This window comes from Rhizobium ruizarguesonis, from assembly GCF_012349115.1.
Lineage (GTDB): Bacteria > Pseudomonadota > Alphaproteobacteria > Rhizobiales > Rhizobiaceae > Rhizobium > Rhizobium ruizarguesonis.
Map to the genome: position 1 here is coordinate 69,775 of NZ_PQIG01000072.1, position 20,620 is coordinate 90,394.

Here is a 20,620-nt window from a genome sequence, read left to right on the forward strand (position 1 = left end):
TTTCAATTGCAGCTCTCAGGCATGGACAGGAACACGATCATGGGTCACGACACTGCTCTGCTTGCCGTCGATGGTCTGAAAGCAACGTACAATCATGCCATCACGGCCCTCGATGGCGTCGACCTCCATCTGGTGCGCGGTGAAATCCTGGCACTCCTCGGCGCCAACGGCGCCGGCAAGACGACAACGCTCAAGGCGCTGTCCAACCTGCTTCCAGCCGAACGTGGGCAGGTCGTTTCAGGCAGTATCCGGTTTGACGGGCTCGATGTCCTACGCACAAGCCCCGGTACCTTGGTACGCGCTGGTCTCGTGCAGGTACTTGAAGGTCGCCATTGCTTTCGCAGTCTGACGGTCGAGGAAAACCTTATCTCTGGTGGGTTGGGCCGTGGCAGCACACGCGCGCGGATCGCCGAAGATATCGAGAAAGTCTACGCGCATTTTCCCAGATTGAAGGAAAAGCGCCGCGCGTTCTCCGGCCTGACCTCGGGCGGCGAGCAACAGATGACGGCGATCGGCCGGGCCCTCATGTCACGGCCGCGCCTCCTGGTTCTCGACGAGCCATCCATGGGATTGGCGCCGCTCGTCGTCCAGGACATTTTCCGAACACTTCGCCACCTCAATCGAAAAGAGGGTCTTTCCATCCTTGTGGCGGAGCAGAACTCTGCCGTCGCTCTGAAATATGCCGATCGCGCCATCATTCTCGAAAACGGCGTTGCCGTCCTCACTGGCAATGCGAACGATCTGCGGGCGCGCGACGACATCAAGTCCTTCTACCTCGGCCAAAAGGCCGTGGCTCCCTCCATCCCGGCTGTTGTCAGCTAATCCAATCCAAGAGGAGAAACCACTATGACCCTTCCCACCATAAATACCGAAAATGCAACAAAGGCCGTGCCACCTGTCCCACGCCCGTCGCAGCCAGCCCATATTATCAAGACTGACGCAGAGGCGATTGCCATCGCCAAGACACTAGCGACCGAGTTCATCAAGGAATCAGCAGCGCGCGACCGCGACCGCATCTGGCCGGTCAAGGAACTGGACGCCTTTTCCCAGAGCGGGCTTTGGTCTATCAACGTGCCCAAGGCCTTCGGCGGTCCCGAAGTTTCTTATGCGACGCTTGCGAAGGTGGTCGAGGTCATCTCGGCGGCCGATTCGTCGATCGGACAGATTGCGCAGAACCATCTTGGCGTCGTGGCAGCAATCCGCACGGTTTCCGACCCAGCTCAGCAACAACTGTTATTCGCGGAAGTGCTGAAAGGAACCCGCTTCGGCAATGCCTTCTCCGAATTTGGATCCAAGCGTGCGGTGGATTTCGAGACCAAATTCGTCGATGCCGGCGATCATGTCGTCGTCAACGGCAAGAAATTCTATTCGTCAGGGGCGCTGCTCGCGCATCTGGTGCCAATCGTGGCACTGGATGACGAGGGCAGGGCCTGGTACGCAATTGCCGAGCGCGGTGCGCCTGGTCTGACCGTCATCGACGACTGGTCCTCCTTCGGCCAGCGTACCACGCTGTCGGGCACGGTCCTGCTTGACAATGTCAAAGTGCCGAAGACGCATCTCGTGCCTGGCTACAAGGGATATGAAGTGCCGACCGCCGACGGAGCGATCTTCCAGATTATCCAAGTGGCTGTCGATACCGGCATCGCGCAAGCCGCGATTGACGAGACCGTCAGCTTTGTGCGCACCAAGAGCCGCGCCTGGGTGGATTCCGGCGTCGACAACGCTTGGGACGATCCCTACACAATCCAGGCGATCGGGGACTTGACGTTAAGACTGCATGCGGCGCAGGCGCTGCTTGAAAAGGCAGGTTATGCCATTGACCGGGCGATCATCGATCCGAACGCGGGAACCGTTGCGGAAGCCCAGATCGTTACCGCCGAAGCGAAGATCCTCTCAACTGAAATCGCGATTGCGGCTACCAACAAGTTGTTCGAACTGGCAGGAACGCGCTCGACCCTTGCAGAGCACGGGCTTGATCGCCACTGGCGCAACGCCCGCACCCATACTCTGCACGACCCGGTCCGCTGGAAGTACGCCATTTTGGGTAAGTATTTCCTGAATGGTGAGAAGCCACCGCTCCATGCCTGGAGCTGAGGTTTTCGATCTGTAAAGCACCTTGAGATCAGGTGCTGTGCAGATTACGTCTGCAGCTTATACGAGGGAGGAAGCTTTCGCCTTCGTCAACGAGGTGTCGCGGACATTGTTGCCGCTGCTTGGCCGCCGATTGTCACAGCCCCAAGTAGTTTTCATATTCTGCCGGCCCACGAAAAAAGGCGCACCGTTCGGCCGAGATAAACATTGCGGCATCCGTCACTCAAATCGTTCATATCAAAACAATGGATTTCACTAATTCGCTCCTGGAAAACATAAGGGGTGCTGGCAGCGCAGGCTGCCTCATAAGGAGTATATGCGATGATGTTCAAAGGCACTGATAACAGCCCCTTTATTTACGGATCCGATGACAATGACATAATCGATGGAAGCAATTTCAATGACTGGATTAAAGCCGGCGGCGGCGATGATCTGATTCGGGCTCATGACGGCCACGACAGGATCGAGGCCGGTCGGGGCCATGACATTATCCGAGCCGGTGATGGCTCCGACACAATCCTTGCTGGTGATGATGACGACCTGTTGTTTAGCGACACCACCTACGCGCCCCGCGTAATACCGCATAGCGGCGAGAGCGACGACCGGCTCGACGGCGGCCCCGGGAGGGATACCCTTGTGGCTGGTGACGGCGCAGACATTTTGAATGGCGGCGAAGACGGTGACGCCTTCGTGTTTCGGTTCCACGACCCTATGGTTGGCACAACGCACTGCTATACGACCGTGATGGATTTCGAGCCGAAGCAAGACCGTTTTGTCCTGGACGCCGGTGACTTTGGTAAAGGGGATCTGTTTGGCGCAAATTTCGTCAACCATTCGAAGGGTTTCCCAGGCGAATTTGTGGACACTTTCTACAATGGCGAGGCCGCGAACGCGCACGGTGAGCACGTTGTGGTAATCACTGATCGAGGGTTCACGTCTAGCTCTGCCGCCGCGACCGCTATTCACGGCGAAGCCCGCGGTGACATCATTGTCTACCATGATGAAAAAACTCTCGGTCAGGAAGGCAAAACTCACGGTGCGACACTAGCCTATGTCGATTCTGCGAACCACGCGCATGCCTTCGCTCATGTCGACAATCTGCACGACATGTCGGATCTTACCTCGCTTACGGCGGAAAATTTCGGCTTCATTTAATTCGAAGATCCGAGGAGCGTTCCACCCTTGGGGCGCTTCTCTTTTCTAACGTGGCGCGGTACCTAAAATAGAAACGACGTAGTTTTTGATCGAATGCACCGGCACGTGAACAAGGTCCAATGGCCGGTCGCGTGCTGTCCAATGTCGGCGTTGTTCAACCGCAAAGACGTGACCCTGGTCGAGAGGATCGTGAGATGCTGGCGGAGTTGGCCCTGCTGCTGAAGACCGGCGTGGTATCAGGAGCGACGCCGGCGTAGCGTCCGTCTTCTGTACAGGCCCGCGAAGCAATTCCATCTTAGTGAAAGTCCGCGTTGAGGGCCTTAGCAGGATTATTTCCCGTTTGATGGCTGCGCATGGCGAGGGGCCCACGCGGTCACATCCTCTCGGTGGCGGTGCGTCTTCCGTCGAGGAAGGTTGGCATTGCCGTTACCAGTACTGTCGTCAACATACTGGCGTTGGCAACAGGCTTCGGTGATCTGCTCGGCCGGAAATGAGCAACCGCCGTTACTTCAACAATCATTTACGTTGAACGAGCCTAGTCATCTCGCTGACAACGCTTTCCAAGATGTTGCGCATCATGCAGTCTGCCGCTTTGCTTGCGGCGCAAGTCTAATCAACCTGCCGAAAGCAATAGGCGTTCGCAAGGCACGATCGTAAGGGAAAACAGACGCTTAATGCAAAACAGCGCGTAGGTCCATGGCGATGCTATCCGTAGACCAGGCAACTGGCGCGGGCTGGCGTCAAATCCCTTTAGGCCTGTCGTTCGGGTCAAACTGAATGATCGTGATCCAATTGGCAGTGAGTGCCGGTCGGTTCTCGTTCTCGATCTCGACCGTCACCTCGTAGGTGGTCACCAGCATGCTTGCGCCGCGAAATTGACATTCAGAGAGAACGAAGCGACCGCGCACACGACTGCCGGTCTTGACCGGTGACATGAAACGCACCCGGTCTAAGCCGTAGTTAAGGCCCATGGTCTGCTCGCGGATCCTTGGCATGCCGCTGAAGTTCATCGCCGACAGAAGCGAGAGTGTTAAGAAGCCATGAGCGATCGTGCCACCAAACGGGCTTTCGACTGCCGCGCGTTCCGGGTGCACGTGGATGAATTGATGATCGTGTGTCGCGTCGGCAAAGAGATCGATTGTAGTTTGATCAACGGTGATCCATTCGGATTTGCCGAGTTCCTGGCCAATTCGCGACGGCACGTCGGCGAGCGAAAGTTCGTGCATTCGACCTCACTTATTTGATGACTGATCAAGTCGTGGATTTTCTCGGAGCGAGTTGCGATTTAACCAATCGTCACAATCATTCGACTGTGACTGACTTAGCTAGATTCCGCGGCTGGTCCACATCTGCCCCCATGACCACCGCCGTGTGATACGCAAGAAGCTGTAGCGGCAGAGAAAAGATCATCGGCGCGATAATCTCCTCGACATTGGGTAATACGATAGTGTGCATGGTGGGGAGTTTCGACATCGAAGCTCCCGTCTCGTCGGTGATCAGAATGATGCGGCCGCCGCGGGCGGCCACTTCCTGCATATTGGAGACAGTCTTATCGAAGAACCGATCATGTGGCGCGATGACGATGACTGGCATATTTTCATCGATCAGGGCGATCGGACCGTGTTTCAATTCTCCTGCTGCATAACCTTCAGCATGGATATAGGAGACCTCCTTGAGCTTCAGCGCACCTTCCATAGCCAATGGGAAACTCGTGCCGCGGCCGAGATAGAGCACGTCGCGGTAATTCGACAATTCCCGTGACAAGAGCTCGATCTTCGGCTTGATGTCGTTCAGCACCCGTCGCATAACGCCCGGCAACGTCGCCAAACTTTGGACGAGCACTTGTTCCTCGTCGTCCGTGATTGTGCCCCGCGCCTTGCCCGCGCCGATGGCTAGCGCAGCGAGAACAGCAAGCTGGCATGTGAATGCCTTGGTAGAAGCAACGCCGATCTCTGGCCCGGCGAGGATCGGAAAGATGGCATCTGCCTCGCGGGCAATTGTTGATTCTGGGGTATTGACGACAGCACCAATTCTCAGACCTTGTGCTTTGCAATACCGGAGCGATGCAAGCGTGTCTGCCGTCTCACCAGATTGAGAGATGAAGAGCGCTGCCGACCGTGGCGACAATGGGATTTCTCGATAGCGGAATTCGGAGGCCACATCAATCTCTACCGTCAAGCGTGCGTAGCGCTCGAACCAATATTTGCCAATCAGTCCCGCAAGGTATGCAGTGCCGCAGGCAGAAATTGCGAGGCTCTCAACCCTGGCAAACCCGATGTCGGGCGAAATGGCTTTGACATGATTTTCGTTGACATTGATGTAGTGACCAAGAGCACGGGCGAGGACCTCGGGTTGCTCGTGGATTTCCTTCTCCATAAAATGCCGGTGACCGCCCTTGCCGATCACCTCGGCGGTAGCGATCGATATGTGCCGCGGGCGCGTAACGACTTTGCCTTCCGTATCGAAAACTTGGACACTCGCTTTGCCTACAACAGCCCAATCGCCATCGTGCAGATAAGTGATGTCATTGGTGAACGGAGCAAGAGCGATCGCGTCGGAGCCTAGAAACATCTCACCGTCGCCATGGCCTATCACTAACGGTGGCCCATTGCGCGCCACCATAATGGTTGCGGGATCCTCCTCAAACAAAATGGCAAGAGCGAATGCGCCCTTGACGCACTTCAGCATGGCTTGCATGGCCTCAAGACATCCCATGCCATCCCGACGGAATTTTGTCAGGAGATGTGCAATCACCTCGGTGTCCGTATCGGTCGTAAACTTGACCCCTACTTCCGCCAATCCGTCCTTCAGCTCGGAAAAATTTTCGATGATGCCGTTATGAACAACGGCTACGCCATCGGCAAAGTGCGGGTGAGCGTTGCATTCTGTCGGTGCGCCATGGGTCGCCCAGCGCGTGTGGGCGATGCCGACGGTGCCGCTCAGGGGCTCTTTTTTCAATCTCGTTTTAAGGTTCACGAGCTTGCCTTCTGCGCGGCGTCGGTGCAATTCTCCCTCGAAGATCGTAGCAACGCCGGCTGAATCATAGCCGCGATATTCCAGTCGCTCCAAGGCTTCGATCAGCCGCTCCGACACGGGCTTCCGTCCCACTATGCCAACAATCCCACACATGCTCGTCACCCATCTGCCAAAGAGCCCCCGACCGGTAATCAGGAAGGCGGACGCCGCTCGGTGCGTGTCCTCCAGCGCGTGCTAATAAATCTAAACAGATTAGTAAAATTGATTGTTGCGATAGCTATCATCCACGTCATGGATGCGGCGTACTCATAGGTTCGATAAACGCTGCACGCAGCGAATGATGCCTTCTGCAAAGTGTCGACAGATAGGCTACGCCCTGATGATGGGCGTAGCCTCTGACAAAGATGTTCCAGTCAACAGGAATTGGGATTTGCCGACGACATGCCGCGCGCGCATGTCCATTCGACACGACGAATTGTCTTTCATTGTGCCCACGGACTGAAAAAACAATTCGTTTTTCTACAGGTGAAGCGGTCTGCGTCTACGGGTTGACCCTAAGTCGTAATTGCCCCTTTGCCTGCAAACGTGATCACGAACCGGTCAGCTCGACTGCCCAGCCGCATTTGCAAAGAGATTTGCGTCGGAGTGAAAGTGCCGACAGTTGGAACCGCAAGGGCCATGGCGGCCCAGAAGTTCCGTTCGCACAAGCAAAGAAACTACCCCCTTACGGCCGGATTTACCCCAACGCCTGCTTTTATGATTTCGGCGATCGTCCACCAGCCCTGACCCGAGCTGGATTTCCCATGGCCGTGCTTCCTGCAGGAACATCTCGCGTCACCACACTACCAGCGCCAATGACAGCGTGATCGCCAATCGTCACCCCCGGGAGAATGATTGCTCCACCGCCAATCCAGGCGTGCCTGCCAATGCTGACAGGTCGTCCCAACTGCAGTCCAGCCTGGCGCTGCTCTGGATCATGTGGATGGTCCGCGGTATAAATCTGCACAGCAGGGCCTATTGCGGTTCCGTCACCGATAGTCACCGCTGCCACGTCAAGAATGACGCAGTTGTAATTGATGTAAACCCAAGCTCCGATCCGGATGTTAAACCCGTAATCACAGTGGAACGGCGGACGAATAACAGCTCCAAGCCCGACTGCTCCCAATCGTTCTAAAAGGAGCGCATTCCACCGCTCGGCGGTGTCGCCCAGCGTGTCATTGTACCGCTTCAGCCAAGCCCCGGTGAGGAGCAGCTCGGCTTGGATCTCGGGGTCCGCTGCGTTGTACATTTCGCCTGCCAGCATTTTTTCTTTTTGGCTGCGTGTCATCGTCTCTTCTCAGATCTTGTTCGTGGGATGACGGTACTTGAGTGCGACTACTTCGCGATCAAGCTAGCTAGCACCTGGCACGATGTCGGGCGCAGGCGGAGGTGGAATTGATAGTAACACTCCTTGTTCGTGGCAGAAAAGGATGAGGCATCAACTTTAGTCGACCGGCGAGCCGAGTGAGAGCTCCGGCGACGAAAATAGCCAGGCACCAGCTCCCCGCGACACGTGGTGAAAGCGGAGTAACGTGGCTGCGCGGAGGAACATCTTTCAGACGCGAGAGTATCTGGGGAATTGCAGCGAAACCTTGCTGACGGGAATCGGCGGCGCCTGCTTCAGGCATTTGAAGCTGGCCTTACAAGGGGTCAATCGTGACGATCCCACTTCATTGCACCTGCTTGAACGCAAGGACAGCATTCATGCCGCCCATGGCGAAGGCGTTGCTCATGGCCACGCGCACCCTACGCTCCCGGGGCACATTTGGCGTGATGTCCAGGTCACAATCAGGATCTGGCTCGCGATAGTTGGCAGTCGGCGGCACGACATCTTCTTGGATCGCCATCACGCAAGCAATCATTTCGAGCGCACTTGCTGCCCCGAGGCAGTGCGCGTGAGTGGATTTGGTGGAAGAGATGGACATCGATCGAGCATGGTCACCAAAGACGCGCTTAATCGCCATCGTTTCGATCTGATCGTTGGCCTTGGTGCCGGTGCCATGGGCGTTGAGGTAGTCCACGTCCTCAGCATTTAGGCCCGCATCAACAAGGCAGGCGCGCATCGCCGCCTCCGGCCCATGCACAGCTGGTGCAGCGATGTGGTAGGCATCGGCGGAAAGGCCGATGCCGGCGACCTCGGCAAGCATCGTTGCACCGCGGGCGGCGGCATGCTCATAGCTTTCCAGCACGGCCATGCCCGCACCCTCGCCCAAAACTAGTCCTTTCCTGTCGGCGGAGAATGGCCGGCAAGTATCTGGAGCGAGTACGCGCATTGCTTCCCATGCCTTAAGCACGATCCACACGAGTGGCGCGTCGCTTCCTCCAGCTAGCATAACGTCCGCCCTACCGAGCTTGATCTGATCTACCGCTGAAGCGATCGCATGGTTGGCCGAGGCGCAGGCAGAGGTGGCACCGAAGACTGGCCCCCGCAGCCCGAGGTTCATGCTTACCTGACAGGCAGCCGCGCTAGGCATTGCCTTTACCCCAGTGAATAGCTCAGTGCGGGTCGCGCCGCCCAATAGGAGGGTGCGGTAGGCCTTCTCGGTAGCGTCCCAGCCGCCAAAGCCAACGCCCACTGTCGCGCCGAAACGGTGGGCATTTCCTTCATTGCACGAAAGGCCGGCCTGTAGCATGGCTTCTTTAGCTGCAAGCACGGCAAGCAGGCTGAAACGGTCCATGGAGATGAGCTGTTTGCGATCAATGTCGTGTTGAGGCAGCACCTTGATCTCGGTCCCGATCATCCCCTTCAGCTCATGAATCTCTGAGTTTGAGATCGGGCCGATGGCGGAGCGGCCTTCGCGCATCTCCGTCCAGATAGAGGAAGCATCGGTGCCCAGTCCGCACAGTCCGCCCAATCCGGTGATAACGACGCGCCTGTCCATTCAGACCTCCTTGGTGAGCAAGCCACGGACGGCTTCCACCACGTCGCCGATATTGTTGAGGTTCGACCAGGCATCGGCCGTATTCATCTCGATCTTAATGCCGTAGATTTGCTCCAGATCCCAAAGGACATCGGCCAAACCCAGCGAATCGATGCCAAGCGAAGTCAACTCAGTGTCAGTCGTTATTTCGCCGAGCGCTACGGTCGTTCTCTCGGCGTTTTCAGCTTTGACGAGCTTATTGATCGCACTGATAATTTCCAGTGTGAGTTGATCAGCCATTTGTATTCCTTTCCATCATGCCTAATTTCGACAAGCCGACGGCCTTGCGAGAAGGCTCGATCTAATTGCTGCTAACATCGGAAGATGTTCCGGCTCGTCTGCGAAGTGACGACAGAAACCGATAAACTTACCGGAACGTCACCGCGCGGTTGCCCTGCTATGGATCATATGGAATAATTGGTAAAATTGATTGTGTGGATCAAAAGCATCCACGCTATGGATTGTGGCTCGGGCATTGCCGCAGCTGAATTCATGCGCCGGCGCAGTTGCAAACCCTCCAGGAAAAGCGTGATTACGCGGTTCGAAAGTATTGAGCTTTGGCCGCTTTCCCGGGCCGGCGCGTTGTCAGTGCGGCGCCGGAAGCATGTGCGGGAGGTCGGTGAAGTCGCCGCGACGTGATGCTGGTTTTCAGCAATGAGCCGAACATAAGTGACAGTAATAAAGTTCTGATCACTTTTGCATTAAGCCAGGGAAAGCAAACAAGTGGCACCTTTTCAGGTAGAAACGATGGCTCTCGGCACAATGGCTTCGATCGCTAGATGAGCTGAGGCAGCGGGGCCTGCCTGTAACGTGATGCCTCGTTTGGGGACCGAATGCATAGGTTCCAATGATCAGCGCCCGTCTAACTACTGCGGCTGTGAAATGACCCCGGGGGTCGCTTAAGACGTACAACTTTCGGCCTCGGATTCCATGCGCGAAGCCTCTTGGATCATAATCTCGCGCATCCATATGTTTCCAGGATCAGAGTTGTGAAGAGCCGGCCATTGGACAGCCTCAGTGAACGAAAGAAGTGGCAAAGGATGCTCAATAATCCGCAGGGGGATAGTTTGTTCGTAATGTTTGACCAGCCGCAGGGGGATGGTTGCTATTCGATTAGTGCCTGACAGCAACGGCGGGATCAAGTTAAACCCCGGGACGACGAGTTCAATACGCCTCTTGAGGCCGTGCTGCAGCAATAACCATTGCTCAACGGAAGGCTTAAGACCACGTCCGAACTTAGCCGCAACATGTCCCATGGACATATATTGCTCCAGGGAGAGCTTCCCTTGCAACTGCTCGTTCGTGGAGCAGCCGACGCACACCAGTCTCTCTTCGAAAAGCCTTGCCTTCGGATGGGCGCCAGACATGAATAGATCGGGTAGGATCAGAAAATCAACATCCCCGCGGCGGAGAAGCTCCTCGGGATCGTCGTCAAGTGGCAGCAACTCGAAGCTGACCCCTGGCGCCTCCCGAGCTAAGCGCACTATGATTTTTTCGAAGAAGACCAAGGCCATGAAATCTGAAAGGATAATTCTGAATCGGCGGTCGGACTCCGCAGGGTTTATTGGATCCCATGCGATGACGGAAAGCTGAATATGCAAGAGGGCCTCGCGAACAGCGGGGGCAAGTGCCTCTGCACGCGGGGTCGGAATTAGCTCCCGTCTCTGCATGATAAAAAGGTCGTCGCGGAAATAGTCGCGCAACCTAGAGATAGCAGCGCTCATCGCGGGTTGACTGAGGTTGATGCTGCGTGCCGCTGCTGTGAGCTTGCGCTCGGTCATTAGAGCGTCGAGCGCTACAAGAAGATTAAGATCTAGGCCTTTAAAACGCATAAGTTTATATCCATTCCATAGATGATTGCCATCCAAACAATCAATTTTACCAATCTTTCGGATCGCTTATAGAAAAGCCGGAACTTGATCAATATCAAGGCCGCGAACGAAAAAACGAAATGCCGGGCAGGGGCCCGATTTGAATTCTTAATTCTCTTAACCGCTCGATTGTCAAACCGGCAATCCAATAGTGATGCGCAACAATCACGCGCACCTTTGATCGTGGCTGGGTGAAGAAACAATGTGGAGCTTTTTGCATGTCTTCTGAAGTGCGATGGAAAATATGCTGGGAAAATGAGCTGGAAGCCTCAGACCACGCGGAACTCGCTGAGTTTTTTTGCAAGACCTATGGGCCGACGGGAGCTTTCAATGCCAAGCCGTTCGAGACTGGGCGAAGCTGGGGTGGTGCGAGGCCCGAACGCCGCGCAATCGCATACGACTCTCGCGGCGTAGCTAGCCACATGGGCGTGTTACGACGTTTCATAAAGGTCGGCACGACTGATTTGCTTGTGGCCGAGCTAGGTCTGTACGGAGTGCGGCCTGATCTAGAGGGATTAGGCATCGCCCACTCGGTCCGCGCTATGTTTCCGGTTCTGCGCGAGTTGAGCGTTCCATTTGCCTTTGGAACAGTTCGCCACGCCATGCGGAATCATATGGAAAGATACTGCCGAGACGGTACCGCCAATATGATGACCGGGCTACGTGTGCGCTCAACGCTTCCAGACGCGCATTCCGACCTGCCAGCCACGCGCACTGAAGATGTCCTCGTTTTGGTAGTTCCCCTCGACCGTCCAATGACGGAGTGGCCTGCGGGCTCGTTGATTGAACGAAACGGGTCGGAACTATGAAGCGGCCTGCCTATATGAGCGAAGTATTGGTCAATCACACAAGCGGCCAGGAAGATCGCTGCGTTTACTTGACGTTCGATGATGGTCCTAATCCATTCTGCACGCCGCAAATCCTGGATGTTCTAGCTGAGCACCGCGTCCCGGCGACATTTTTTGCCATCGGTTCATACGTGAAGGATCACCCAGAACTCATCCGACGTATTGTGGCGGAAGGTCACGATGTCGCCAATCATACCATGACGCATCCCGATCTTGCCACCTGCGGTCCCGAGGATGTTAAACGTGAAATAGACGAGGCGCATCAAGCCATTGTCTCGGCCTGTCCCCAAGCCTTGGTCCGGCACTTACGAGCGCCTTACGGGGTTTGGACTGAAGACGTTCTTTCAGCATCGTTGAGGGCTGGACTTGGAGCCGTGCACTGGTCGGCCGACCCTAGAGATTGGTCTTGCCCGGGCGTCGACGTGATCGTTGATGAGGTGCTTGATGCTGCTCGGCCTGGGGCAATCGTGCTTTTGCACGACGGGTGTCCTCCCGATGAGGTTGAGCAATGCTCGCTTGCCGGACTGCGGGACCAGACGCTGTTAGCACTCTCTCGAATTATTCCGGCACTGCATAGCCGCGGATTCGAAATTCGTTCACTTCCCTGAAACACTGGACAAACGAGAAACCATGACCCTGCTCGCAACAACCAGCATCGCCGCCGTTTCACTTTATGCAATGCTCTCCACCGTTTACAAGAGCGCGCAGGTCTTTCATGCTAGGCGGACAACGATCCCAACAACACCTGCGAAAGACGTCGAAACCACCCGTCTACCAAGCGTTGATGTCATTGTGCCGTGCTTCAATGAGGACCCAATCGTTCTCTCCGAATGCCTCGCGTCTCTCGCGGAACAGGATTACGCTGGAAAATTGCGTTTTTATGTAGTCGACGACGGTTCCAAAAATCGCGACGCGGTGGAGGCTCAGCGCGCTGCCTATGCAGACGATGAGAGATTCAACTTCACAATTCTCGCTAAAAATGTTGGAAAGCGCAAAGCGCAAATCGCCGCTATAACCCAGTCCTCTGGGGACCTCATCTTGAATGTGGACTCAGACACGACGATCGCCCCCGACGTCGTTTCGAAGCTCTCCCACAAGATGCGCGATCCAACGGTCGGTGCGGTGATGGGCCAAATGAAAGCCAGTAACCAGGCGGACACCTGGCTAACTCGCTTGATTGACATGGAGTACTGGCTTGCCTGTAACGAGGAGCGCGCGGCACAAGCTCGCTTCGGTGCAGTTATGTGTTGCTGCGGCCCATGTGCGATGTACCGTCGGTCTGCTATGCTTTCGCTGCTCGATCAGTACGAGACGCAGCTTTATCGCGGCAAGCCGAGTGACTTCGGTGAAGATCGCCATTTGACGATTCTCATGCTGAGCGCAGGCTTTCGAACTGAGTATGTTCCGAGCGCCATCGCGGCGACAGTCGTTCCTGACACAATGGGTGTTTATTTGCGTCAACAACTACGGTGGGCACGCAGCACTTTTCGGGATACATTGCTTGCGCTCCCCATACTGCCTGGCCTCGATCGGTATCTCACTCTGGACGTAATCGGGCAAAATGGCGGCCTTCTGCTTCTTGCGCTGTCGGTATTGACGGGTATTGGCCAGTTTGCGCTGACCGCCACAGTACCATGGTGGACGATCCTGGTGATCGGATCCATGACTCTTGTACGATGCAGCGTGGCTGCCTATCGCGCCCGCGAACTTAGGTTTCTGGGTTTTGCTCTCCACACGCTCGTGAACATCTTTCTCTTAATTCCCTTGAAGGCCTATGCCCTTTGTACCTTGTCCAATAGCGACTGGCTGTCGCGCGGATCAGTCGCTACTGCGCCCACTGTTGGTCAGCAGGGCGCCACCAAAATGCCAGGGCGGGCGACATCTGAAATTGCCTATAGTGGCGAGTGATGATCGCGCCGCCGCAGCTCAAAATTTGGGACAAGAAATGAACGGGCAATTAGCGAATTTGACGACGACGATCGCTGATCCGCACCAGGATCATCTCATCCTATCGGAGCGGCAGGGCAGTTCGAAATGCAAGGCAGTGAATTCGCCTTCTGGCGCATTGTCCCCAGTTGCAATCGATCTGGCCGGCGTTTCGAAGTCATATGGTGGTAAAGTCGTCGTCAATGACTTGTCGTTTACTATCGCCGCCGGAGAATGTTTTGGTCTTTTAGGGCCGAACGGCGCAGGTAAAAGTACGATCACCCGTATGATCCTAGGGATGACGTCGCCAAGTGCAGGCACAATCACTGTACTCGGAGCACGGGAACCGGGTCAAGTTCGCTTGGCACGAGCGAAAATCGGGATCGTGTCTCAGTTCGATAATCTCGATCTGGAATTCACGGTCCGCGAAAACCTTTTAGTATACGGCCGCTACTTCCGCATGAGCACCCGAGAAATCGAAGCGGTCATCCCGTCGCTGCTTGAATTTGCGAGACTTGAGAGCAAGGCGAATATGCGTGTGGCAGACCTATCTGGAGGGATGAAGCGGCGCCTCACTTTGGCGCGTGCGCTCATTAATGACCCGCAGCTACTCATTTTGGACGAGCCGACCACTGGTCTCGACCCACACGCGCGCCACTTGATCTGGGAACGACTTCGATCGCTGTTGGCACGAGGTAAGACAATTCTTCTGACCACCCATATCATGGAAGAGGCTGAGCGGTTGTGCGACCGGCTGTGCGTACTTGAAGCTGGGCAAAAGATCGCCGAAGGCCGACCGCATGCCCTGATCGAGGAGCAGATTGGCTGTCCCGTGATCGAAATTTATGGTGGCGATCCGCAGGAGCTTAGTCTTTTGATCAGGCCAAACGCTAGGCGACTGGAAATCAGCGGAGAGACCCTGTTCTGCTACACGCCTGATCCAGAGCAGGTGCGCGCGCAACTGCGTGGATATTCGGGCCTGCGCTTGCTGGAGCGTCCACCAAATCTAGAGGATGTCTTCTTGCGGCTAACCGGACGCGAGATGGAGAAGTAGACGATGGGCGTAGCAACATTACCCGCCGGCGGTTTGAACTGGCTCGCAGTTTGGCGCAGAAACTATCTGGCTTGGAAAAAAGCGGCGCTGGCATCCATTCTCGGAAATCTAGCCGATCCTATAATATACCTATTCGGGCTCGGCGCTGGATTGGGAGTGATGGTGGGGCGCGTTGACGGCGTATCGTACACTGCATTTTTGGCGGCTGGAATGATCGCGACAAGCGCGATGACTGCTGCAACCTTCGAGACTATCTATGCGGCCTTTGGCCGAATGCAGGGCCAGCGCACCTGGGAAGCAATGTTATACACACAGCTCACGCTAGGGGATATCGTCGTTGGGGAAATGGCATGGGCAGCAACTAAGGCGGCGCTAGCGGGCACCGGTATTGGTATCGTCGCCGCCATGCTGGGATACACTCACTGGTTGTGTCTTCTCTATGCGCTTCCGGTCATCGCCCTCACTGGCTTAGCGTTTGCGAGCCTTGGAATGGTCGTTACTGCCCTCGCGCCCAGTTACGATTACTTCATATTTTACCAAACCCTTGTCATCACACCGATGTTGTTTTTGTCAGGCGCAGTGTTTCCCGTAGACCAATTGCCCGTAGCATTCCAACAGATAGCCGCCTTCTTGCCCTTGGCACATTCGATAGATCTTATCCGCCCGACAATGCTGGGCCAACCAATCGCCAATGTCTGCCTGCATATCGGCGTTCTCTGCATCTACATAGTCGTACCATTCCTCGTGTCGACCACATTGCTTCGGCGGCGACTAATGCGGTGATGAATGCCACTTGACTGTAAGCGGTGCCTTGACCCCACCGTCCGGATCAGCATGTAATCGTTGATGTTGTTGCCGAACGAGGGCAACCGATCTGACGGCAGAGCTGCAGACAACAAAGCCGTCCACCGCTACACCGAGTTCTGTTCTCAATAAACGCCAAAAGGTTGCGCGGCATCTGCCGGCGCTAATGGACATTCATGGGACCATCCAATGAACACTCATCCGGCCACCGGAACAACTTTGACCTGTTAAGGCTCTTTGCCGCCTGCCAAGTGATGCTTAGCCACGCGTGGAATTGGCTTCACCTGGGCGATTCTTTAGACGGCACATCCGTCTTCAATCTGTTGTTTTCGGCGCCGGGTGTTGCGATCTTCTTTGTAATCAGCGGCTTTTTAGTAACGGATTCTTACATCCGCTCATCGTCTGCGGCCTCTTTTTTCGTCAAGCGGTCGCTCCGGATCTTTCCTGCACTGTTCGTCAACATCGCCATGATGGAATTTGCCCTGCTGGTGACTGGGGGATTAAATGTCACTGGCATCTTGCAGTATCTGTCTTACTTCACGGTCTACATCCTGACAGCTGCACGAATCTGGGCGGTCTACTTCACCTACGAGCCCTACACGATGAGCGGCTTTTACGGCGCCTCGGACCCAAGTGGGGTGCTGTGGACGCTGACGGTGGAACTGACGTTCTACCTCACCCTGCCAGCGCTGTTGGAAATTTGGCGGCGGTGGAAACGAGCAGGGGCGCTAGTCGTTGCCGTCGCCGCTCTCGGGTCTTGGGTCTTGGCGCAGCACTTCAACATAACTGACAAGTACAATCCGTTCCTGTCGGTGACAGCGGGCCCGACTTTCTGGATTTTTTCGATGGGAGTTCTTGCTCGGCTATACTGGCATCGCGTCAGCAAGATCTTTGAAGGCAAGCTCTTGTGGTGGCTGGCAACTCATCTCGCGATAACGTGGTGGGTAGCAGGAACGTCCGCTGCATTCATCTCCATCAACAATGCGGCGCCTGTCGATGCATTCCGAATCGCTGTTCTCGCCGGTCTAGTCCTGTCGGCAGCGTACTCATTTCCGCGCCCCAACCTGTTGCGCAGGCAGGATCTCTCTTACGGGATCTACCTCTACCATATGTTCGTCATGCACACGCTGATCGCCATCGGACGGGTCGGCCACTGGTGGCTCTGGATCGTCGAGCCGGTCGGAACCGTGGCATTAGCCGCTCTATCATGGGCGCTGATTGAAAAGCCGGCCATGAAACTTCGCACATCGCTAGTCGCCAGAAGGCTTTCCGTCGCTTAAACGGAAAGCTCCTGTTAAAAGATCGCAACTCCAACGGAAGCTGTGCGCGAAGAGGGAACAATCCCCGGAAGCGCGTGCGGCCAATGAGGCGGGCTCGCCCGCTCTTTCGCTCGTCCAGCAGGGAATTGGAGAGCGACAACCGGATCTGCCTCAAACGTGCAAAAATAGCCCGAATTTCAAGGGCTATCCGTTTTTCGGCGTCATATTTGCACCGAGAGCCTACCCATCTGGCTGGACCCCGACGCGCCACTCCTTATCATCAGGTCGCCTCGAGAACCATGTTCAGCGGGGTCTGGGCTGCTCGTCTGACATGTGTGAACCCGCCTGACCGGATCACCTCCGTCAATCGCTTCTCTCCCGCCTGTGCGCCAAGTGCTAATCCCGTCTCCTGCGCCAGGGAGGTGGGAACGCAGATCATCGTCGAGGCGGAGTAGTAGAGCCGCCCAACCGGGTTGATATTCTCCTCAAGGGTATCTCCCGCCAAAGGCTCGACGACCATCCAGGTGCCGCCTTCCTTCAGCGCTTTTCTGATATGAGACGCCGCGGCTTCCGGGTCGCCCATGTCGTGCAGGCAGTCGAAGCAGGTGATCAGATCGAAGTCCCTACCGTCGAAGTCCTGCGCCCGGCCCACTTCAAACTGCACGTTCGCCAAACCGTGCGCTTCAGCGTGCGCTTTCGCAGCCGCGATCGAGCCCAAATGAAAGTCGTAACCCGTGAACCGGGAGTTGGGAAAGGCCTGCGCCATCAGCACCGTTGATACCCCGTGCCCGCATCCGACGTCGGCGACCGTTGCACCCGATTTTAACTTGGCGATCACGCCATCGAGCGCCGGCAGCCACTCCTGGACCAGCGCATTGACGTAACCAGGGCGGAACAGCCGCGCGACAGCGCAGAACATGCAGTCAGCCTGGTCGTCCCAGGCAACGCCTTCACCGGTCTTGAAGGCAGACTGCACCTTCGGCTGATTTCCGACCATCGCGGCAGCGGTATCGAACGCGCCAATCAGGTTGAACGGGCTGTCGGGTTCAGCAAACACATAGGCCTGCTCCGGCGTGAGCGAGAACTGGCCATTCTCGTAGTGCACATAGCCCGAAGCCGCCTGCGCTGCCAGCCACTCGCGCACATAGCGAGGCGCGCATCTAGCGGCCACGGCAACCTCCTCGGCCGTCGCGGGTCCGATCTCCTTCAGCGTCTTGTAGAGGCCGAGGTCATCGCCGATCCGCACCAGCGGCACGCTGAATGCACCGCCAAGGTCGCCAAAGATGCGGTCCACGAGCTTCTCAAGTGTTGTGTCGTTGAGTTGGGTCATGTCGGATTCCTCCTGGTTTACGGGCGGCCTCTTGCCGATGGCCGCCTTCAAAGGATCGGGAACTCGATGCCCCCTATTCGGGGTGTATGCCCGCTTGCGCTTGGCATCGACGCTCATCTATCAACCGGCCCACACGCTAACCGGATAGCCTCCTCGCGTCGACAGTAACGGGCAGGCGCCTGTTCTGCGATAGCTCGGGGAGGGCTATCCGCCATCCATTTTTCAGCAAAATAAAGCCGCCCCATAGGTTTTTGTGCTCAACCGAAATGATCGGTTCCTCAAGGTCTTTCTTGTGAATATAGACCGATAAGCCGACATCAGTTCTGCTGATTGTCACTCTCATGCATGTCCCTTCTCGTTGCGGCGGCTTTGGAGCTCCGGACGTCGAGCGTTATCAAAGCCTGTTAGTTCAGTACGACATACGCCCAGGCAGATATCTCCCTTATTGCTCTGTCTGAGATTTGGACGGCATCCGTTCCGGGGCCCACGTCGGCTACTCAGGTTGCGCGCATCGCTCACTGGATGGGATATTGGTGGTACGTGAATTTTTAACCTCATGTTCGCCTAGGAGACCACTGAGCGCTCTTCCCATTCTTCGCGCTTTAGTCCGGTGACGATCAGGCAGGGACGCAGGTCTTCGGCATCGGACACACCGAAGCGCATTGTTGCGTGTCGAACTCACCCCTGCACTCGGTACATTTTTTCGAATCCACAACATATCCCTCACCTTTGAAACTGATCGCATCTGAGGGACATTCAAATTCGCAAGCGCCGCACTGGGTGCATTGGGATATAATGATCTTGAAGGTCATGTTTTAGCTCCTGATTCAATTAGAGGGGTCTAAAGCCGTCGGCATCGCCGGTTTGCCGCCAAACTCGGCGGCGTATAGCGAGCCAATCGCAGTCTCGATGTAATCATAGGAAAATGCGTCACTGGCTCGCACGCCAGTTTCTGCCAACCGCTTCTTTGGGCAATCGCCGATTTTGGAAGAAAGCAGAATGTCGATGCCGTCGAGTGCAACGATAGTGTGATCGAGAGTGGCCTTCTCGCCTAAACCACCGAGGCAATACTGCTCGACCTTGCGGTGTCCCACCAAGTTGATCCCCTTTCGTGAGACTGCATACTCTTGGAGTTCCCTTGCCTGACCGAAATGTTCGTTGATCCGGCCGCCACCTTTAGTCGCCACGGCAACAGCAAGGGTTCCCGAAGAACCCAGTGACTGGACTGCTTTGTTCGCGTCCAATTTTGCTGACAGTTGATCCCCTCGCTCGTGCTGGACCAGCTTGCGATAGGCCTGGCGCTTGCTGGTGTCGAATTCGACTTTGGTGGAGATCTGGTCGAGGGCAAACTCTCGCTCGCGATCATCGCCCAGCAAACCGATGGCGTCGGCCCGGCATTGTTGGCAGTGGCGCATAAGCTTAACGTTGCCATCGAGACAATCTTGAAGTGCCTTCAGTTCGAACGGCTCCGGGCAACGCTGACCCGTAAGACCGTAATAAGTACCGTGCGAAGGCTTGGAAATCAGGGGCACCACATTGTGCATGAATGCGCCGCGGTCTCTGATCCATCGGTTAACTTCGACGAGGTGCGTGTCATTGACGCCTGGAATCATAACCGAATTGATTTTGGTGAGGATGCCGCGCTTGGTCAGCAATTCCAAACCCAACATTTGGCGCTCGTGAAGGATCCTGGCAGCTTCTATGCCAGTGTATCGACGATGTCCGTGAATTATCCATGGATAGATCTTCGCCCCTACCTCCGGATCCACCATGTTGATAGTGATCGTCACGTGATCGATATTCATGTCAGCTAGCTCATCGACATGATCCGGAAGCGCCAATCCATTGGTGGAGATGCATAGTTTGATGTCAGGTATTTCTCTCGCAACTCCTTCAAACGTCGCTACGGTCTTCCTCCAGTCGTAACAAGCGTCGCCCGGTCCGGCAACGCCGATTACGGAAAGCTCGGGCACTTTGCTGGCGACGGCAAGCACCTTGCGTAGTGCCTGGTCGGGAGTTAGCTTTACCGATGCGACCCCGGGACGGCTTTCGTTGGTGCAATCATATTTGCGATTGCAGTAGTTGCACTGGATGTTGCACGCAGGTGCGACCGCGACATGCATGCGCGCGAAATAGTGATGGGCTTGCTCTGAAAAGCAGGGATGATCTTTAATTCTCTCCCAGATCCGCGCATCTTTGTCATCCGTCACCGGAAGGCCACAGGACGAAGATACGCGGCCACCGGGCATAGCGGGAGCCATCGGCGTCCGGTGGGAGGGGGCACTGCTGGTCGTCCCGACCTTTATTTCCGGTTCCCACATCGCACTGTTCCACTGTTGAGGAAAG

The 20,620-nt window shown here is 56.0% G+C and carries 19 protein-coding genes; 9 read left to right on the forward strand and 10 right to left on the reverse strand.

All coding sequences use genetic code 11. From position 1 onward, the window contains the following. Window positions 1-39: 39 nt before the first annotated feature. From C3Y91_RS13470 to C3Y91_RS13480, 3 genes are all read left to right on the forward strand, one after another. The gene (locus C3Y91_RS13470) at window positions 40-822 is read left to right on the forward strand and encodes an ABC transporter ATP-binding protein (protein ID WP_164049628.1); all 783 of its coding nucleotides are present in this window, start codon (window positions 40-42) and stop codon (window positions 820-822) included. A 24-nt stretch (window positions 823-846) separates the two neighbouring features. Beyond that, complete coding sequence (locus C3Y91_RS13475) at window positions 847-2,094, forward strand: SfnB family sulfur acquisition oxidoreductase (RefSeq protein WP_164049629.1); 1,248 nt, start codon at window positions 847-849, stop codon at window positions 2,092-2,094. A gap of 318 nt (window positions 2,095-2,412) precedes the next feature. After that, the gene (locus C3Y91_RS13480; RefSeq protein ID WP_131614724.1) at window positions 2,413-3,246 is read left to right on the forward strand and encodes a calcium-binding protein; all 834 of its coding nucleotides are present in this window, start codon (window positions 2,413-2,415) and stop codon (window positions 3,244-3,246) included. 740 nt (window positions 3,247-3,986) lie between these two features. Here C3Y91_RS13480 and C3Y91_RS13485 read toward each other — a convergent pair. From C3Y91_RS13485 to nodD1, 6 genes are all read right to left on the reverse strand, one after another. After that, window positions 3,987-4,472, reverse strand: coding sequence for a MaoC family dehydratase (locus C3Y91_RS13485; protein ID WP_018068343.1), 486 nt, complete (start codon window positions 4,470-4,472; stop codon window positions 3,987-3,989). Window positions 4,473-4,548: 76 nt separating this feature from the next. Next, window positions 4,549-6,375, reverse strand: a complete 1,827-nt coding sequence (gene glmS / locus C3Y91_RS13490) for a glutamine--fructose-6-phosphate transaminase (isomerizing) (RefSeq protein WP_168575433.1) — start codon at window positions 6,373-6,375, stop codon at window positions 4,549-4,551. A 601-nt stretch (window positions 6,376-6,976) separates the two neighbouring features. Continuing rightward, window positions 6,977-7,549 (reverse strand): nodulation O-acetyltransferase NodL, encoded by a 573-nt coding sequence (gene nodL / locus C3Y91_RS13495; RefSeq protein WP_168319140.1) that lies wholly within the window; start codon window positions 7,547-7,549, stop codon window positions 6,977-6,979. Window positions 7,550-7,931: 382 nt separating this feature from the next. Continuing rightward, a complete protein-coding gene (locus C3Y91_RS13500) occupies window positions 7,932-9,143 on the reverse strand; it encodes a beta-ketoacyl-[acyl-carrier-protein] synthase family protein (RefSeq protein WP_168278857.1) in 1,212 nt (403 codons plus the stop codon). Then, the gene (locus C3Y91_RS13505; protein ID WP_018068347.1) at window positions 9,144-9,422 is read right to left on the reverse strand and encodes an acyl carrier protein; all 279 of its coding nucleotides are present in this window, start codon (window positions 9,420-9,422) and stop codon (window positions 9,144-9,146) included. Window positions 9,423-10,081: 659 nt separating this feature from the next. Next, a complete protein-coding gene (gene nodD1 / locus C3Y91_RS13510) occupies window positions 10,082-11,014 on the reverse strand; it encodes a transcriptional regulator NodD1 (RefSeq protein ID WP_018068348.1) in 933 nt (310 codons plus the stop codon). A 257-nt stretch (window positions 11,015-11,271) separates the two neighbouring features. Here nodD1 and C3Y91_RS13515 point away from each other — a divergent pair, with 257 nt between their 5' ends. The 6 genes from C3Y91_RS13515 (at window position 11,272) to nodX (ending at window position 16,965) form a co-directional block, all read left to right on the forward strand. Next, the gene (locus C3Y91_RS13515) at window positions 11,272-11,862 is read left to right on the forward strand and encodes a NodA family N-acyltransferase (RefSeq protein ID WP_018068349.1); all 591 of its coding nucleotides are present in this window, start codon (window positions 11,272-11,274) and stop codon (window positions 11,860-11,862) included. Further along, on the forward strand, window positions 11,859-12,509 hold the full coding sequence (gene nodB / locus C3Y91_RS13520) for a chitooligosaccharide deacetylase NodB (RefSeq protein ID WP_131599290.1): 651 nt from the start codon (window positions 11,859-11,861) through the stop codon (window positions 12,507-12,509). Before C3Y91_RS13515 ends, nodB begins: the two co-directional genes overlap by 4 nt. A 22-nt stretch (window positions 12,510-12,531) precedes the next feature. Further along, window positions 12,532-13,809 (forward strand): chitooligosaccharide synthase NodC, encoded by a 1,278-nt coding sequence (gene nodC / locus C3Y91_RS13525; protein ID WP_131599292.1) that lies wholly within the window; start codon window positions 12,532-12,534, stop codon window positions 13,807-13,809. A gap of 37 nt (window positions 13,810-13,846) precedes the next feature. Beyond that, a complete protein-coding gene (gene nodI, locus C3Y91_RS13530) occupies window positions 13,847-14,881 on the forward strand; it encodes a nodulation factor ABC transporter ATP-binding protein NodI (protein ID WP_168575449.1) in 1,035 nt (344 codons plus the stop codon). A 3-nt stretch (window positions 14,882-14,884) separates the two neighbouring features. Next, entirely contained in the window at window positions 14,885-15,664 is a 780-nt protein-coding gene (locus tag C3Y91_RS13535; protein ID WP_168575434.1) for an ABC transporter permease, read from the forward strand. Window positions 15,665-15,861: 197 nt separating this feature from the next. Further along, window positions 15,862-16,965, forward strand: coding sequence for a nodulation protein NodX (gene nodX, locus C3Y91_RS13540; protein WP_168575435.1), 1,104 nt, complete (start codon window positions 15,862-15,864; stop codon window positions 16,963-16,965). A gap of 259 nt (window positions 16,966-17,224) precedes the next feature. Here the strand turns inward: nodX and C3Y91_RS13545 are convergent, their stop codons facing one another. The 4 genes from C3Y91_RS13545 to nifB all read right to left on the reverse strand — a co-directional run bounded on the left by C3Y91_RS13545 (window position 17,225) and on the right by nifB (window position 20,595). Next, window positions 17,225-18,274, reverse strand: a complete 1,050-nt coding sequence (locus C3Y91_RS13545) for a class I SAM-dependent methyltransferase (RefSeq protein WP_168575436.1) — start codon at window positions 18,272-18,274, stop codon at window positions 17,225-17,227. 136 nt (window positions 18,275-18,410) lie between these two features. Continuing rightward, window positions 18,411-18,617, reverse strand: coding sequence for a putative nitrogen fixation protein NifT (gene nifT, locus C3Y91_RS13550; RefSeq protein WP_018484287.1), 207 nt, complete (start codon window positions 18,615-18,617; stop codon window positions 18,411-18,413). 274 nt (window positions 18,618-18,891) lie between these two features. Further along, window positions 18,892-19,086 carry a 4Fe-4S dicluster domain-containing protein gene (locus C3Y91_RS13555; RefSeq protein ID WP_168575437.1) on the reverse strand — a complete coding sequence of 65 codons (195 nt, stop codon included), beginning with the start codon at window positions 19,084-19,086 and terminating at the stop codon, window positions 18,892-18,894. A gap of 15 nt (window positions 19,087-19,101) precedes the next feature. Continuing rightward, on the reverse strand, window positions 19,102-20,595 hold the full coding sequence (gene nifB, locus C3Y91_RS13560; RefSeq protein ID WP_168279260.1) for a nitrogenase cofactor biosynthesis protein NifB: 1,494 nt from the start codon (window positions 20,593-20,595) through the stop codon (window positions 19,102-19,104). Window positions 20,596-20,620 lie beyond the last annotated feature (25 nt).

Coding starts and splice junctions, on each gene's coding strand:
- C3Y91_RS13470 (WP_164049628.1), top strand. CDS start 40: ATGGGTCACGACACTGCTCTGCTTGCCGTCGATGGTCTGAAAGCAACG.
- C3Y91_RS13475 (WP_164049629.1), top strand. CDS start 847: ATGACCCTTCCCACCATAAATACCGAAAATGCAACAAAGGCCGTGCCA.
- C3Y91_RS13480 (WP_131614724.1), top strand. CDS start 2,413: ATGATGTTCAAAGGCACTGATAACAGCCCCTTTATTTACGGATCCGAT.
- C3Y91_RS13485 (WP_018068343.1), bottom strand. CDS start 4,472: ATGCACGAACTTTCGCTCGCCGACGTGCCGTCGCGAATTGGCCAGGAA.
- glmS (WP_168575433.1), bottom strand. CDS start 6,375: ATGTGTGGGATTGTTGGCATAGTGGGACGGAAGCCCGTGTCGGAGCGG.
- nodL (WP_168319140.1), bottom strand. CDS start 7,549: ATGACACGCAGCCAAAAAGAAAAAATGCTGGCAGGCGAAATGTACAAC.
- C3Y91_RS13500 (WP_168278857.1), bottom strand. CDS start 9,143: ATGGACAGGCGCGTCGTTATCACCGGATTGGGCGGACTGTGCGGACTG.
- C3Y91_RS13505 (WP_018068347.1), bottom strand. CDS start 9,422: ATGGCTGATCAACTCACACTGGAAATTATCAGTGCGATCAATAAGCTC.
- nodD1 (WP_018068348.1), bottom strand. CDS start 11,014: ATGCGTTTTAAAGGCCTAGATCTTAATCTTCTTGTAGCGCTCGACGCT.
- C3Y91_RS13515 (WP_018068349.1), top strand. CDS start 11,272: ATGTCTTCTGAAGTGCGATGGAAAATATGCTGGGAAAATGAGCTGGAA.
- nodB (WP_131599290.1), top strand. CDS start 11,859: ATGAAGCGGCCTGCCTATATGAGCGAAGTATTGGTCAATCACACAAGC.
- nodC (WP_131599292.1), top strand. CDS start 12,532: ATGACCCTGCTCGCAACAACCAGCATCGCCGCCGTTTCACTTTATGCA.
- nodI (WP_168575449.1), top strand. CDS start 13,847: ATGAACGGGCAATTAGCGAATTTGACGACGACGATCGCTGATCCGCAC.
- C3Y91_RS13535 (WP_168575434.1), top strand. CDS start 14,885: ATGGGCGTAGCAACATTACCCGCCGGCGGTTTGAACTGGCTCGCAGTT.
- nodX (WP_168575435.1), top strand. CDS start 15,862: ATGGGACCATCCAATGAACACTCATCCGGCCACCGGAACAACTTTGAC.
- C3Y91_RS13545 (WP_168575436.1), bottom strand. CDS start 18,274: ATGACCCAACTCAACGACACAACACTTGAGAAGCTCGTGGACCGCATC.
- nifT (WP_018484287.1), bottom strand. CDS start 18,617: ATGAGAGTGACAATCAGCAGAACTGATGTCGGCTTATCGGTCTATATT.
- C3Y91_RS13555 (WP_168575437.1), bottom strand. CDS start 19,086: ATGACCTTCAAGATCATTATATCCCAATGCACCCAGTGCGGCGCTTGC.
- nifB (WP_168279260.1), bottom strand. CDS start 20,595: ATGTGGGAACCGGAAATAAAGGTCGGGACGACCAGCAGTGCCCCCTCC.